The organism is Dapis purpurea BLCC-M126, assembly GCF_050015975.1.
Classification (GTDB): Bacteria; Cyanobacteriota; Cyanobacteriia; order Cyanobacteriales; family Microcoleaceae; genus Trichodesmium.
The window spans coordinates 16676-33054 of record NZ_JBNHER010000217.1 but is presented as its reverse complement, the minus strand read 5'-3'; the positions used below and the strand labels follow the sequence as shown (position 1 = coordinate 33054).

General features: G+C 34.9%; 9 protein-coding genes. 8 read left to right on the top strand and 1 reads right to left on the bottom strand.

The genetic code is table 11. The features are described 5' to 3' along the window. The first annotated feature begins 297 nt into the window (after positions 1–297). The 6 genes from ACP6PL_RS19315 (at position 298) to gatB (ending at position 9814) form a co-directional block, all read left to right on the top strand. The gene (locus tag ACP6PL_RS19315) at positions 298–1245 is read left to right on the top strand and encodes a PEP-CTERM sorting domain-containing protein (protein ID WP_426546902.1); all 948 of its coding nucleotides are present in this window, start codon (positions 298–300) and stop codon (positions 1243–1245) included. Positions 1246–1950: 705 nt separating this feature from the next. Then, complete coding sequence (locus ACP6PL_RS19310) at positions 1951–3762, top strand: HTTM domain-containing protein (RefSeq protein WP_426546901.1); 1812 nt, start codon at positions 1951–1953, stop codon at positions 3760–3762. A gap of 120 nt (positions 3763–3882) precedes the next feature. Continuing rightward, positions 3883–4782, top strand: a complete 900-nt coding sequence (locus tag ACP6PL_RS19305; protein ID WP_426546900.1) for a 2OG-Fe(II) oxygenase — start codon at positions 3883–3885, stop codon at positions 4780–4782. 362 nt (positions 4783–5144) lie between these two features. Beyond that, positions 5145–6377, top strand: a complete 1233-nt coding sequence (locus ACP6PL_RS19300) for a cupin-like domain-containing protein (protein WP_426546899.1) — start codon at positions 5145–5147, stop codon at positions 6375–6377. Between the two features lie 492 nt (positions 6378–6869). Beyond that, positions 6870–7787 carry a PEP-CTERM sorting domain-containing protein gene (locus ACP6PL_RS19295; RefSeq protein ID WP_426546898.1) on the top strand — a complete coding sequence of 306 codons (918 nt, stop codon included), beginning with the start codon at positions 6870–6872 and terminating at the stop codon, positions 7785–7787. Between the two features lie 542 nt (positions 7788–8329). Next, on the top strand, positions 8330–9814 hold the full coding sequence (gatB, locus tag ACP6PL_RS19290) for an Asp-tRNA(Asn)/Glu-tRNA(Gln) amidotransferase subunit GatB (protein WP_426546897.1): 1485 nt from the start codon (positions 8330–8332) through the stop codon (positions 9812–9814). 944 nt (positions 9815–10758) lie between these two features. Here the strand turns inward: gatB and ACP6PL_RS19285 are convergent. Continuing rightward, positions 10759–11484: a TVP38/TMEM64 family protein gene (locus ACP6PL_RS19285; protein ID WP_426546896.1), complete on the bottom strand. Its 726-nt coding sequence runs from the start codon at positions 11482–11484 to the stop codon at positions 10759–10761. 1220 nt (positions 11485–12704) lie between these two features. Here ACP6PL_RS19285 and ACP6PL_RS19280 point away from each other — a divergent pair. Together ACP6PL_RS19280 and ACP6PL_RS19275 are read left to right on the top strand one after the other, a co-directional pair. Next, on the top strand, positions 12705–13256 hold the full coding sequence (locus ACP6PL_RS19280; protein WP_426546895.1) for a hypothetical protein: 552 nt from the start codon (positions 12705–12707) through the stop codon (positions 13254–13256). 688 nt (positions 13257–13944) lie between these two features. Next, positions 13945–16299 (top strand): PhoX family protein, encoded by a 2355-nt coding sequence (locus ACP6PL_RS19275; RefSeq protein ID WP_426546894.1) that lies wholly within the window; start codon positions 13945–13947, stop codon positions 16297–16299. Positions 16300–16379: the final 80 nt, after the last annotated feature.

Sequence of the window (16379 nt, the reverse complement as noted above, 5' to 3'; positions counted from 1 at the left end):
TAATTGTAAAACCACTTTATAGGAATTAATAAAATCCTTCAATAATCAATATTTTAGGCTATTTTGATGGGTGGGGTAAGAAATATAGATTTATATAAATAGTTTTGCAATTCAAAAAAAATTATATTTTTCTATCTCTATTAACTTCATCAAAACTTCATAAAAGTAGGGATTTTTGTAAAGATTTAATGAAGTTTCCGGATTCTGTGAGAATACGGATTGACGCGAGATTTTACTTCTGGCTATAGTGTGAACGTGAACAAAAAAACAAGCAATTTTTCTTATAAGGTAATTTCCATGATTAACAAAACTATTTCTGCTTTAATTGGTTCTTCTGTTTTGGCTACTGGTGTTGCAGTAACTTCTTCTTTTATAGCTCCTGCTGCTCAAGCAGCATCTTTTTCATTTAGTGATTTTTCTAGGATTGAACCTTCTAATAACGTAGAGGATTTATCAGATCAGTTATCTTTTAGCGTTCTAGATGCTACCAGCGCTTTCGATCTTTATAACATTACATTAGGCGCAGAAGAGGTTCTTTTTACTTTTACTAATGACGTTGGTATTGCTTCTAATATCGCTGAAATTTACATAGACGATAACACTGATCCTTCAACGTTTAATGGATCAGTAAATGTATTTAATAGTCTTGGTGGATTTACTAAATTTGGTATTTATCCAGGTACTACTACAAATCCAGGTAATTTACCAGGTGGACAAAACGTTGGTTTTGACGCAGATATTACCCTTTCTGCGGATACTTTATCTGGACCACCAAAAAACGGAATTAATGAAGCAGCAGATATCCTTGGTATTTCCTACGACATTGGTGGTGCTTCTTTGACAGATATTGAAAATGCTTTTACTTCCGGTGATATTCGATTAGGCTTCCATATCAGAAGTATTGGTCAGGCAGGAGGCAGTGATTCTTATGTGACTCAAGGCGGCGGCACAACAGGAGGCACAACAGGCGGCACAACAGGAGGCACAACAGGCGGCACAACAGGAGGCACAACAGGAGGCACAACAGGAGGCACAACAGGAGGCACAACAGGCGGCACAACTGGTGGCACAACAGGCGGCACAACAGGAGGCACAACAGGCGGCACAACAGGCGGCACAACAGGCGGCACAACAGGTGGCGGTACAACAGGTGGTTCAACATCCATTCCTGAACCAAGTACAGTGTTAGGTTTAGCTTTATTCTTAGGTGGTTTAGTAACTTCTCGCCGTCGTAAATCTAACTAATTTCTTAAATGATTTGAAATTAAAAAAAATAATATCAGGACTTACGCATTAGGTACGAAAAACTAGGGTTTGAGATTGCTTCCCTATCGGTCGCAATGACGAAAATACGTTGTAATGCGTAAGTCATAAATAGAGTTGTTGGGGTTATAAGTTTAGAAGAAAAGCTTTTAACCCTGATTTTTTTTCTATATTATATAGGCACCAATATAATATGCTTCGTTCCTCGCAATGACGAAGCAATCCCAGTTATACCATGTCCGGATAATTAGTGATAAAAAAGTTTTTGTTTGTAGTAGGGCTTTAGCCCGATAAATACCTATCTTAGGGCTAAAGCCCTACTACGAGCTTTAATTATCACTGTTCAACCGGACATGATATTATGTGGAATCTGCTTTATGATTAGGGGCGGGTTCACCTGATTGAATGTTAAACTTCATTAATTTACAGCGGTTTTCATATTAATAAACCACAATGATACTGACTCATTACTCCTTACTCATTACTCCTTACTCATTACTCCTACAACAGTTTTGTGGTCTACTCAACTGAAAAGCGCTGTAACGTGGAACCCGCCCCCACTATTGCAACATTTTAGGCGTATCACGCCACTATGATAATGGACTATTTTAGCTTGGGGTTATGAGTTTATTTAAGCCCAATTTTTGTTAATATCTATTTACAAAGATTACAAGGTTTTATTCTGTAATGACTTCTAGAGAACATCCATTACCAACTTATTCCCTGGCAACCCGAGAACAACTATTCGGATTAGACTTGCGATCGCTAGCTTTATTTCGGATTGGTTTAGCCTTAATTATTATTGTTGATTTAATCCAGCGTTTTCCTTATCTTAAAGCTCACTATACAGATTTTGGCCTGTTACCTCGCGGACCACTAATTGAAAAATTTTTAAATCCTTGGGTTTGGTCACTTCATCTTTTCAGTGGTAATGTTTTATTCCAAGGACTACTTTTTACGGTTGCCTTCATTTTTGCAATAGCACTTCTAATTGGTTATCGGACTCGGTTATTTACTATTTTATCTTGGGTATTACTTGTTTCTTTGCACAGTCGTAATCACATGATTCTCAATGCTGGAGATGTGGAATTACGCCTACTTTTATTTTGGGGAATATTTTTACCTTTAGGTGCACATTATTCAGTGGATAGTGCCTTAAATTCTTCATCAAAACCCTTACCTAAATCAATTATTTCAGGAGCTACTATCGCTTTAACCCTACAAGTATGCTTTGTTTATTGGTTTACTGCGGTTCTCAAATCTCATCCGATGTGGTGGGAAGATGGAAGTGCTGTTTATTACGCTTTAAATATCGATCAACTTGCTACTCCTTTGAGTAGTTTAATGTTGCAGTTTCCTAAACTTTTAATATTTGCTAATTTTGCTACCCTTTGGGTTGAATTATTAGGACCTTTTTTATTGTTTTTACCAATTAAAAACAGCTTTTTTCGTTGCTTGACAATCTTTACTTTTGTTGGTTTACATATTGGTTTTCGGCTGGGCTTAGTTTTAGGCTTATTTCCTTATGTATGTATTGTTAGTTGGTTAGTATTCTTGCCTAGTGATTTTTGGGATTGGTTGAGTCAAAAATTAAAATCTCAAGAGACTAAGAGTATCAAAATTTATTATAATTCCGACCATAGTACATATCAAAAAATATTATATTTACTTTGCAGCTTTTTATGTTTACCAAGAGAATTAGTTGTCTCAGCAAAGACACAACCTGAAATTTACACAGCAATTCAAACCACTAATTCATTGTTATTAGTTGAAAATCAAGGCAATCAATATATTCAATTTCAAGCATTAATTCATCTTTGTAGTTTTTCTCCTATATTTCGACCTCTAACTTTTATTTTGAGTCTGCCTATAATTACAAACTTAGGCAAAAAGCTATCCAGTCAGCTCAACAATATCAATAGTAATTTTTATCAACTAATTTCCAGATTACAATATCGTCCCATTCAAGTTTATCCAACCAATTATCAGAACATACTTGCCTTATTATTTATTGCTTTTGTATTCATCTGGAATCTTCATAGTATTTCTCCAGAAGTATTTCCTATCCCCAAAATAGTACGAGCAACTAATTTAATCCTGAGATTAGATCAAAAGTGGAGTATGTTTGCACCTTATCCTTCACTCGAAGATGGTTGGTATGTCATTCCAGGTAAACTTAAAAATGGTACAGAAATTGATTTATTTCAAAATGCTCAACCTGTAACTTGGGATAAACCTCTATTAGTCTCATCAACTTATCCTGATGAACGTTGGCGTAAATATATGATGAACATTTGGTTAAAGGGTTATGCTGCTTATCGTCTTTATTATGGTCAGTATTTGTGCCGTGACTGGAATAGTAAACATCAGGGAGAGGAACAACTTGATACTTTTGAAATCTATTTTATGTTAGAGAAAACCTTACCTAACTATCAAACTCCTGAAGTAGAAAAAGTTATGATTCATAGACATTATTGCTTTAAAAAATCTGAAAAATAATCATTTTAGCAGTTAGGTTTATTCAGAAAATAATCAATCTAAAATTGTTAATATATAAACTGTCAAAGGAATAACGGGAATACCCCAAAAAGACATTTTTATCAGCAGATTTATAACATCATGTTTGAAGAAAAGCTCGTAATTACCAACAATATGCCTCTGGATAAACTACAACAGCTAACAACTAAGTCTGTTGATTTGCTAGGGACGATTCTTGATAATTCAAACATACCACTAATAGAAAGAGCAGAAATTGCTTTGCGAATATTAGAGATAGCTCAATCCACTGAAGGAAATATTCAAAATCAAATAACTTCAGCTAATAGTAATATTGTTGCACCTCCCACCTTCAAAATACCGAGATTTATCCATAATTATTCTGAGTCAAACTCAAATCAAAATCAATCCACTATTTTACCTATCAACTACCTGCAAATTGATAATTTTCTGCAACCTCAAGAACTAGAAGCAGCGCTCACACTTGCCATCCAAAATAAAAGTAATTTCACTGATTCTTCAGTTCACAATAAAAGTACGAATCAAGTAAAGAAATTTCGACAATCTTCAGTTCTTCACCATAAATTTTATCCCGAAATTGCTGCATCCATACAAAATAAAGTCTTAAAGACTCTCCCTTCAGTTTTGGCAAAACTAAACCACCAAAATTTCTCCACATCTAATATTGTTATTCAATTAACAGCACACAACGATAATTGTTTCTACACAATTCATAGTGATGCTAATACAGAAATGACTGCCACCAGAGAAATGAGTTATGTCTACTACTTTTATCAACAACCAAAATCATTCTCTGGAGGGGAATTAGTAATTTATGAAACGAAGGTAGAGGGAAATAATCTTTCCAAACACAATGATTTTAAAGCGATCGAACCTCGCAATAATAGTATTATCTTTTTCCCAAGTCGTTACTTACATGAAGTCTTGCCCGTTAGTTGTCCGACTAAAGCGTTTGAAGATAGTCGCTTTACATTTAACGGTTGGATTCGCCGTGAAGATTAGGTATGATGTTACAGATTTTATAAGTAGGTAGTTCTAAATTAAATGTTAAAAAAATTGTAGGGGCGGGTTTCTCCATTAAATTAATGAGTTTTCACATTTGATATCATGTCCGGTAGCATCGGTATTGTATAGAGAAGGTAAGGAAGAAGGAAGAAGGAAGAAGAAGGAGGGAAGAAGGGAAGAAGGGAAGAAAAAACCTTACATAAGGTAAATATTTCCCCAACTTTTACACAAACGATACCAGCGGACATGATATGATTAGATAAACCCGCCCCCAATGATGTAACGCACCATTTTAGATATGTCGGTTTACTACCTACTAAAAAATTATTTCTATATTTTACTTTGAAGTAATTTTGAAGATGATGACACAGAAAAAATCAGGCGAAAATTTAGGAATGGAAATCTTACCCAAAGAAAAACTACAACATCTAGTTAATAAGTCTGTTGAAATCCTTGAAGCAGTTCTCACTAACCAAAATATTTCTGAGCAAGAGCGAGCAAAAATTGCTGCTAGAATTCTGGAAATTGAGAATCAAAGAAATAGCAACAACTCATTCCAGTCTGACGAGAAATTATTAAATAGACAAAATCAATCTGAAATTTCTGATGATTGGAAACAATGGATCGCTGAAAGTAAATTGCGCAACCACCCTGATGCTTCAATTATTCAGGAAATGGTTAAAAGAGGAATAGATGAGCAAATTGCTGTAGCAGAATTAAATCATCTAACTGCCGATCCTTATTTTAAAGCAAGCAATAACATGACGCAGTTGTTAAGAAAACTGGAGTCTATGTTAGAAGTCCGCCATCAAATTTCTCAACTGTCTCCCAACTCTAGCTATATAGAACGCAGAAGTCATATTTCCAAAGAAGAATTTTTAGCAAAATACTACGCCACAAATACCCCAGTTGTGATTACAGACATGATGACTCAATGGCAAGCTATGTCTTTATGGACTCCAGAATACTTTAAAACTCATTATGGCGATGCTGATGTTGAGATTCAACATAATCGTAATTCAGATGCACAATATGAAATTAATAAAGGGCGACACAAAAGAGAATTAAAGTTAAGCGAATATGTCGATATGGTTGTCAATGGCGGTGATACTAATGATTATTATATGGTTGCTAGTAATCGTAATTTTCAACGAGATAAAATTAAGAATCTCCTGGATGATATAAATGTTTATCCTGATTTTTTAGATAGCTCAAATACTAAAGGTCAAATCAAATTATGGTTTGGTCCAGGTGGTACAATTACACCAGTACATCATGACCAAACTAACCTCATAGGCGCTCAAGTCTATGGACGAAAACTTTGGCGAATTATTTCTCCCGATCAAACCCCATTTCTCTACAATTATCAAACTGTTTTTAGTCAAGTGGACTTAGAAAATCCAGATTACTATAGATATCCTTTGTTTAAAAAAGTCAAAATTATCGAGGTAATTCTTGAACCTGGAGAGATGATTTTCATCCCTATTGGTTGGTGGCATCAAGTTAAGTCACTAAATGTTAGTATTTCTCTTTCTTTGATGAACTTTGTTTTTCCCAATTACTATAAATATCAAAATCCTAATATCCAGTAAGCAGTTAGCAGATAATACTCGTTTCATAGTAATATCATGTCCGGTTGAATAGTTATAATTAAAGTTCGTAGTAGGGTTTTAGCCCTAAGTTATGGATAGGGCTGAAGCCCTACTACAAACAAAAACAGGATTTACATATAGACTCTACATATAGTGTTTAAAAACTGTTGCGCAATAGTTTTAGACTCTAAATTTAGTAGCTCTGCGTAAGTCCTGAAAAACTTTATTATCACTGATTATCCAGACATAATATAACTGGAGTTTAGGCTAAATAAATATTGAATAGAAGAGATAAATTCAATATACAGAGTTTCAGAACTATAACAGGATAATATTTACTTTATTCTACTAAATTTCATCAACTCTTTACCAAAAGTCTATTTTGTATAAGGTTTTGATGAATATTTTTGCCTCCATGAAAATACAGGTTTACAGTAGGTTTTACTGATAGTTATATTGTGAATAAGCAATTTATCTTACAGGATAACTCCAATGATGAACAAAACTTTTGCAACTGTACTACGTTCTGCGAGAAAAGTTATATTTGATTCTTCGTTTTTATCAGTAACTGGTGTTGCTATAGCATCAACAGTTTTATTTCCTACTTCGGCTGAAGCCTTTACTTTTAACTTTGGAGCCGACAGTACATCTTCCAATCCTACTGCTACTGGGGCTTCAGCTTCTGTAGATTTTGGCTTCACCCAGCAGGGCTCTGATGTTAAGATTGAATTGGGCATTACAAATACTACAGGTAGTAGTATTTTTGGTGCTGAAGCCACTGCTTCTAAGTTGACAGGCATTGGTTTTGATCTCTTGGATGGTTTAAGCTTTGCTGGTTCCTTCAACTCTGATGGTTTTCTTGATACATATATAGAAAACGCTGATTTTAATCCTTTTGGTACTTTGGATGTTGGTATTGCTGATAACAATAATTTCTTGGGTGGTAATGCTAATGGCGCTCTTGCTCAAGGTCAATCTACTAATGTTAGCTTCTTGGTAAGTGGCACTAATCTTGTGGCTGCAACTTTAGAAAATGATTTCCTTACAGCTTTCACGAATCAAACCTTAGATATCGGCGCTCGTTTCCAACAGGTTAACGCAGGTGCAGGAAGTGACAAATTATTAAGTGGCACAATCGGCGGCACAACTGGCGGTACAACTGGTGGCGGCACAACTGGCGGCACAACTGGCGGCACAACTGGCGGCACAACAGGTGGCGGCACAACAGGTGGCGGCACAACAGGTGGCGGCACAACAGGTGGCGGCACAACAGGTGGAACAACTGGCGGCACAACAGGTGGTGGCACAACAGGTGGTGGCACAACATCCATTCCTGAACCAAGTACAGTATTAGGTTTAGCTTTATTCTTAGGTGGTTTAGTAAATTCTCGTCGTCGCCAAAATGGTTAAAATTACCTCTATAGCAATGAGCGATCATGTATTTACAATGTTCAGCTCAAACCCCAGTTTAGAAAAGGTATACAAAAAATAATATGTAAATATGCCAGCGCACATTGCTATAATAGTATTGCTCTAATACAAATCATTTCAGCCAGGTATATATAGTATCTACAATCGCCGCATCTACAATAATTTTTTCATATATTTTTCCAAAAGCTACACATTCAGGAGCACCATCCATATCAATATATTTTGTTATTCCAGGTTAGTAGTAACAATCTACTTCTAACCTGAATTTGTATTTCTCATCTAAATAGGGCTTGCTGATTAAATATCAAAGCGTTTAGCAAAAAATCAAGGTATAAAGCCTTCTATATTCAAGAGAAAAAAAGTGCTAGGATATCTCCTTATATTCAATTCCGTTACAGTTTTCTTTGAGATAATTATCAATTATCAATTATCAATTATCAATTATCAATTAATAAATAATCGGTCTATGATTTTGGATATAAAATCTAATATAGGACTTATTCGATTTAATTTCTAAATCTATGACCACAACTGTAAAAGTTAAAACAGAGTATGAAGCGATTATTGGTCTAGAAACCCATTGTCAGCTTAGTACCCAAACTAAAATTTTCTCTAATTCCTCCACAGAATTTGGTGTTACTCCCAATACCAACATTGACCCAATATGTATGGGAATGCCGGGAGTATTACCTGTACTTAATCAAAAAGTTCTAGAATATGCCGTTAAAGCAGGGTTGGCCCTAAATTGTCAAATTGCACCCTACAGTAAATTTGACCGGAAACAATATTTTTACCCAGACTTACCGAAAAATTATCAAATCTCTCAGTATGACTTACCCATTGCCGAACATGGTTGGTTAGAAGTAGAGATAGTAGATGAGGATGGTAGTGCAACTCGTAAAAAAATTGGTATTACTAGACTGCACATGGAAGAAGATGCGGGTAAGTTAGTCCACGGAGGTAGCGATCGCCTAGCTGGTTCAACTTATTCGATGGTGGACTACAACCGTGCTGGTGTGCCATTAATCGAAATTGTCTCAGAACCAGATATGCGTTCTGGAGTAGAAGCTGCTGAATATGCCGAAGAACTAAGGCGAATTGTCCGCTACCTTGGAGTTAGTGATGGGAATATGCAGGAAGGTTCCCTACGGTGTGATGTGAATGTTTCTGTGCGACCTGTGGGCCAAAAAGAATTTGGTACAAAAGTAGAAATCAAAAACATGAACTCCTTCAGTGCCATACAACGGGCGATCGAATATGAAATTGAAAGGCAAACTGAAGCTATTGAGGCAGGAGAAAAAATTATTCAAGAAACCAGACTCTGGGAAGAGGGTTCTCAACGTACTATTAGTATGAGGACTAAAGAGGGTTCTAGTGACTATCGTTATTTTCCAGAACCGGATCTCCCTCCTATTGAGGTATCGAGTCAACAGTTAGATGTTTGGAAAACTGAGTTACCAGAATTACCAGCACACAAACGTTACCGTTATGAAAGTGATTTAGGTTTATCTGCTTATGATACTCGTGTCCTAACTGACGACTCCAATGTAGCAAAATATTTTGAAGCTACAGTTGCAGCAGGTGGAAGTTCTAAACAAGCAGCCAACTGGGTAATGGGAGATATTACTGCTTTTTTGAAAAATGAAAAAGTTAGTATTAATGATATTGCTCTGAAACCTGATAATTTGGCTGAGTTAGTAACAATTATTGAAGATGGTACTATCAGCGGTAAAATTGCCAAAGATATATTGCCAGAATTATTATCAAAAGGTGGTTCTCCCAAAGAATTAGTAGAGAAAAAAGGTCTAATTCAAATATCAGATACTAAGGCAATAGAAGCAATTATTGATGAAGTTTTAGCAGCACATCCAGACGAGTTAGCAAAATATCGTGGTGGTAAAACAAAACTCAAAGGTTTTTTTGTTGGGCAAGTAATGAAAAAAACACAAGGCCGTGCTGATCCAAAGATGACTAATCAATTAATTAGTAAGAAGTTAGAAGGGTAATTAATGGATAATGGATAATTGATAATTAATAATTGATAATTACCTCTCCCTAAAAGGAAAAAAAATTATTTTCTTTTGGTTAGTAACAGCCGAAAACAACCGCTTTTTATTCTTCAGAGGGGAGGCGTTTAACCTGAATTATTTAATTATTAATTATTCGGTAGAAGTTTGAGTTTAGGTGTTAGGAAAATCTATTACTGAATGACCTACACCTAATATCAAATCTGCTTTCTTTGGAGTGTTATAGAAACCATTTGGCATTTTGCCGCGATTAAATTTTTGAGTTATATCATGTCCGGTAGGATCAGTATTATATAGGGAAGTTCATTAATGGATAATGGATAATGGATAATGGATAATGGATAATTACCTCTGCCTTTTAGGGAGAGGATTGACTAAAAGGAAAAAATTTATTTTTCTCCCCTTTAAAGGGGAGGCTTTAAACCTGAATTATCTAATGATTTAATTGTTTAATTGTTTAATTATTTCGGTAAGAAAGAAGGAAGAAGGAAACAGTTTTAAAAGTAAAGAAGAACTCTAAAATAAGGTAGATATTTCTCCAGTTTTTACACAAACGATACCAACGGACATGATATTACGAGTTTGGTGAAGTTTCCGAAATAATGCTTGCTTATTCCTCATCAAATCTTTCCATTCATACCTCCCTAGTGCAAAATTACAAGCATTTTCATTTTCTGAAGCTTTAGAAAAAAATCGGGGGTGAAAGGATTTATTATTGCATTCTCATAGTTTTTGTGATGTGCTTTTTTACCTTATAGCAGTTGAAGTAAAGATTAGGACATTTATAAATCCTCAAACCCATTGACAGTCTACTATTCCCTATTCCCTAGCGCTACGCGCTATATCCTTTATATATAAATATATATAACTTTTTATTCAACAATTTAAGTTATAGTTTCTCAGCTCATACCGATAGCAAAATATTAATCAATACTTTGTTCAAAAGCCTTTTTCGCTAATCTAGTCACATAAATCGTCACTAAAATTGTAGCAATTAAACCAACTATCTTAATTATCCATTTAGTTACTTCTATAGTAAAATTCGTAGGCTGTTGAGATGTACCAATTAAAGCAATATCACACATTAAAGAGCCAATATAAACATACATAAATGTTGCTGGAATCATTCCCAAAGAACCAAAAATATAATCTTTTAAAGAAACCTGCATAACACCAAAAGCATAATTCAAAAGATTAAAAGGAAATAGAGGGCAAAGTCTAGTTAAAAAAACAATTTTGAATCCTTCTTTAACTACAGCTACATCAATAGCTTTAAACTTTGGATATTGACTTAATTGTTGACAAACCCAATCGCGAGATATATATCTACCAATTATAAAAGCTATTGTGGCACCTAAAGTTGAAGCAAAAAAGACATAAATTGAACCCAGAAAAACTCCAAATATTACTCCTCCTCCGAGAGTCAAAACTGAACCAGGAATTAATAGTAAAGTAGCTAAATTATAAATAATTATGAAGGCTATAGGACTCCAAAAACCTAGACTTTCAATCCATATTAATGTATTTTTTAAAACTTCCGGTAGATTAAAATATTTTCCTATAATAATTAGACTTGTAATTACAATAAATAACAAAATAAACTTGACAATTTTTTTTAATTTTCTACTTTTATTAGTAGTGAGATTCATAATCTAAGTAGTTGGGAATAATTAAATATTACTATTTCCGCAGCGACTCTAAGCGAGTCTAAGGAAGCAATCTCAAGATTATGGGGTGCTTAACGGAGTCAGAAGTCAGAATGATTTTGATAAATATTTTGTTATATGGTCATTTTTCTTGGCGCCCACCTAATACCTTTTCAAGGAATTCATGCATCAAGTGCATAATTATGAGGTCTCCATTTCCTACGGAAATGCTTTGCGAACAGAATATTAAGACGCACATCTGACAGTAAAAAGTCAAATTTGATAGACTAAAAACTTTCGATATTACATTAATTTCAAGGGATCATTTGACATTTTTTAAAACTATTTGTGATATCTTTCAAATGAATTTGTATAACTTAATCACAAAAGAATTCCTGAATCTTGACCCTAAATTTAATGTATTAATTTAGGTTCAAAATTATATATACATGATTATATTCTCATCAAATGATAATTATCCGAATTAACTATGAATTTTTCCTGAGAATATAATGATATATACATAGCAATCAGGAATCAGATGTGAGAATTAAAGTATTTTAAAAAAAATAAATTATAGCAGTTATCTTATTCATATACATTCATTTTTTCCTTCTTCTCTGTTCCCTGTTCCCTATCCCCGATTCGCTGTTCCCTAAAAATCTTTAATATCTCAAAACTAAAATCGTCAGGACTTAAGTAGGTAGGTGAAAAAATTTACAAGTATGTCATTGCGACTGCAGCGGAGCGGAAGGAAGCAATCTCAAGGGTTTCAACTGCTTTAACATTTCGTTACATAGTGACGTTTATTCGCGCATACCTACTTAGGCATTGGTACTATATATAGCGAAAAAAACTATAACGTTATAGTTTTGAACTCTACTTATGTGGTCTATGCGTAAGTCCTAATCATATTACTATATAAGTAAGTAGCCCAACATGATTAAATGTCACGATATCTAATATTTATGTTAAGTTCCGACTTAACCCAACTTCTAAAAGTTGAAATTAGAGTTAGAGGAATTTTTAGGATGTTGAAATACAGTTTAAGACTAATTGATATTTCCTATTTCCTATTCTCTAAAGCCCTAATACTTTCTACCTCATTTAAAATGGAAAAATCTAATGCTAGTCAGACTTTAACCAAAGCTTAATTTTATTTTAATTATTGTATGTTACTATTAACTTTAAATTTAAATATATTTTGCCAAAATTTTTAATCAATGAATTTATATTATCGTATTTTATGGAGTACAATCTTAATATTAGGTAGTCTATTTATAACTAACTTAAGCGTCTTAGCATCTGCAAAGAAAACCAGTCTTTTGATTGAATCAAATAATAATAATTCTTATAAAAGTCTAGTAGAACAAGCAGAAAATTTAGCGCAAAAGAAAATCAATCAAGAATTTACTAATAATTCAGAAATCACAGAAATTACTATTACTATATTAGGAGAACGTAGAAGTCAAATAGTACCTGTAATCCGTTCTACTGTATCTCGTGAGGAATGGCAAAATAATCCTAAGATTGATAATTTTACTAGATATTTTGCTGATGCTAAATTGTTATTAAAGTTTGAGGATAATAGTAATATTTCTGATAATCAACCTCCAGTTCCTAATTCTTCCCCTCAAGTTCCTGCTCCACCTCCACCATCAACTGATTCTCAACCAAAAGTTCCTCAACCTAAAAATACATCTCCTAGACGAAGACCTACATCTTCTCCTAGATTTCCTACTGATGAAGATGACCCAAAAATAATAGATGATTAACGACTAATACGGGTATACAAAAATAATAATATAAGAGATTAAAATTTCAGACTTTACTTGTAATAATTGGTTTGAATTCTCAAGTTAGCTTTAGTGCTTTTACAGAAAAATCAAGGTAAAGCCTCCACATTCATCGAGAAAAAACCTTCGTTTTGCTGGGAAATAACGCTGATTATTAATTAGACATCTCTGGAAAATACGGAGCAGTAAGTAGGAATTACGGAGAAATATTTGATTATTTATGTGCGATAATTGATTTTATTTTTGATTAGATTTAGATATGTCTATTTTCTTGTTTCAGCTACTTGATAAATAAATAGTAGTAATAGCGATCGCTATATTTATAAATTCCTAATAATTTCATTTTACCACAACAGTATTACATCATCAAGCTATCCCTACAAGATTGATAAATATAATCACTAAATTCAAGATAACTCCAATAAAATTTGTAATTAGATATCTTCCTGATATTTAGTTGATCTATCCATTAACCAAAACTTAAACAATACTTAAACTACATTTAAACCAATGATAAACCAAAGATAAATTGTTATAGATAAACTTCTGGAGGCAGTATTAAAAAAACTGATTACATCAACATAATTTAGGTAAAAAATACTGCTAGCAATAGATTCAAAATCCATATCTACTACTTCTCATTAAGAGAAGCTCTAGAAAAAATTTTATGTCCAGACTAACTCGCAGAAAACTATTAATGTTCTTCGGATGTAGCGCAGCAGCTACAGCACTATCACCCAAAATTGGTAATTTTTTGGGTTCCGAAGTTGCTCAAGCTCAAACTGGAGGTTTGAGTTTCACACCTCTGAAATTGGCACATCCTTTAGAAGCTTATGAAAATAGCCCTAGCTTTGTACCTCTAGGAATTGGTGGACAAGGAAATACCATAGGAGCAGGCGTAGATGTAGCACTGCAATCCTATCAATACTTTGATGATGTCATAGTACCTCCAGAATATGAAAGATATGTAATTGTTGGTTGGGGCGATCGCGTATTTCCGAACCCAGAAGAATACTTTGGTTATAACTGCGACTATGTAAGTTTTATCCCGATTAATGGTAATCCAGATGATGGATACCTATGGGTTAACCACGAGTATGTCTCCTATCCGATATCATCATTAGTAGGTGGTGATGACCTAGCTGGTTTCCCCACAACAGACCAACTTGTACTAGGTTTAGATTTATCTCAAGAGAGTGCCTTCACCCGTGGCGAATTTGCTTATAACCAAGGTGGCTCTATTGTCCGAATTAGAAAAGGTAGTAATGATCAATACGCTCCTGTAGCGGATGATGCTAACCGTAGAATACATCTTTTATCTGGACTAGGACTTAACTCTGAACGTTCTGATGGTTATCAAAGCGTTACATCTTGGGGTACAGCTAGCTATCAGACTGGAGACCAAAACTACTTAATAGGTACTGGACCTGCTGCTAGTGATGTATTTCCTCTAAGTTCTGATGGACTTGGTAATCGAATTATTGGTACAGCCTTCAATTGTTCTGGTGGTACAACTCCTTGGGGAACAATTCTAACAGCAGAAGAAAACTTCCAAGGTAGCGTTACCGAATCTGTACTACCTAATGGTACTCAAACTGGTTATGATGAAGATCAAGAGATAGGTTTTATCTTTGGTTTAGTCGGTGAAAAGTATGGCTGGATGGTAGAAATTTCTCCAGCAGATCCAAATTTCCAAAACAGAAAACATACAGCTCTAGGTCGTTTCCGCCACGAAAATATTGCCTTCCGAGTTGAAGCTGGACGACCATTAGTAGCTTATATGGGAGATGACCGTCGTGGTGGTCATACATGGAAGTTTGTGAGTGATGGTATTGTTTCTAATCCTAGCGATCCAAGCAACAGTGTATTATTTGATAGCGGAACTCTCTATGCTGCAAGATTAAATCCTGATGGTAGTGGTCAGTGGATACCCTTAGTTCCTAGTACACCTACTAATCCTCTATCACCAAGTGAAATTGCTGAAGCTGAATTAAATGCTTTTGGTGAAGCTCAAAGAGATGGTCGAATTCGCTTACCTCAGCGTGCTGGTATTCCTGGAGCAGAAGAGGATGGTGGGTCTTTCATTGTAGACCTGACAAATGAAAGTGTACTATCTAATTATCAAGGTAGAACTCTAGGAGATTTTTACACTAGCCAAGGTGCTATTTTAGTTGACGCTTTCTTAGCTGCTAACTTAGTCGGTGCTACTCCTACTGCTCGTCCTGAAGATGTAGAAGTTCACCCCGGTGATGGTAGTGTATTTATTGCCTATACAGATAATGCACCTGGTGGAGATGGATATCCAGATTCTAGAGTCTTTGTTGTAAGTAAATACTCTGCTGATGTTGATGCTCAACAGCAATTTGGTGGTTTATACAGAATCATTGAAACTAATAGCGATGCAACAAGTACCACTTTTAGCTGGTCTGTTTTTGAGCATAGTGGAGAAGATGGTGCAGTTAATGGTGCAGGTTTTGCTAACGTTGACAACCTAGAGATTGATACTCTGGGTAATATCTGGGGTGTAACTGATATGTCTACCAGCAATCACAATGGTTTCAGAACTGGTGCTGCTGGAGAACAAAGAGAGATTGACCATACTGCTACTGGAAATATTTCTAGCTTAACAGGGGTATTTGGTAACAACTGGTTGTTCTACATTCCTGTTGTTGGACCAAATGCTGGCTTAGTTGTACCTTTTGCTTATGGTCCACCTCGTTGCGAAATGACTGGACCATACTTTATCAGAAATAGTAGTGGTGTAGATGAAACTCTACTATTAGCTGTACAACACCCTGGAGAAAGCTCACCTATTGGAGATGGAGTGTTACTAGGTCGGGATATTGAGATGTTAAATTTAGATGGCACTCTCTTTACTCAACAGCGAAGTGTACCTCGTGGTAGTAATTGGCCTAGTAATACAGGATATGTAGGTAATCCTGGAGGAAGTTTTAATGGGTTACTACCCCCAAGACCTTCTGTAATTGGTGTTACTCGTAGAGATGGTGGTGCATTTGTTTAAAATTTAAGTCTAGTAGTAGACTGACACACCTTAAATGGTGCAATAGTAGGGGCGGGTTTTAGCTAGAATTTTATGCTTAC

Excerpts from the sequence above, each read along its gene's own strand:
- ACP6PL_RS19315 (WP_426546902.1), top strand. The coding sequence starts at position 298 with ATGATTAACAAAACTATTTCTGCTTTAATTGGTTCTTCTGTTTTGGCT.
- ACP6PL_RS19300 (WP_426546899.1), top strand. The coding sequence starts at position 5,145 with ATGATGACACAGAAAAAATCAGGCGAAAATTTAGGAATGGAAATCTTA.
- ACP6PL_RS19280 (WP_426546895.1), top strand. The coding sequence starts at position 12,705 with ATGAATTTATATTATCGTATTTTATGGAGTACAATCTTAATATTAGGT.
- gatB (WP_426546897.1), top strand. The coding sequence starts at position 8,330 with ATGACCACAACTGTAAAAGTTAAAACAGAGTATGAAGCGATTATTGGT.
- ACP6PL_RS19310 (WP_426546901.1), top strand. The coding sequence starts at position 1,951 with ATGACTTCTAGAGAACATCCATTACCAACTTATTCCCTGGCAACCCGA.
- ACP6PL_RS19295 (WP_426546898.1), top strand. The coding sequence starts at position 6,870 with ATGATGAACAAAACTTTTGCAACTGTACTACGTTCTGCGAGAAAAGTT.
- ACP6PL_RS19275 (WP_426546894.1), top strand. The coding sequence starts at position 13,945 with ATGTCCAGACTAACTCGCAGAAAACTATTAATGTTCTTCGGATGTAGC.
- ACP6PL_RS19285 (WP_426546896.1), bottom strand. The coding sequence starts at position 11,484 with ATGAATCTCACTACTAATAAAAGTAGAAAATTAAAAAAAATTGTCAAG.
- ACP6PL_RS19305 (WP_426546900.1), top strand. The coding sequence starts at position 3,883 with ATGTTTGAAGAAAAGCTCGTAATTACCAACAATATGCCTCTGGATAAA.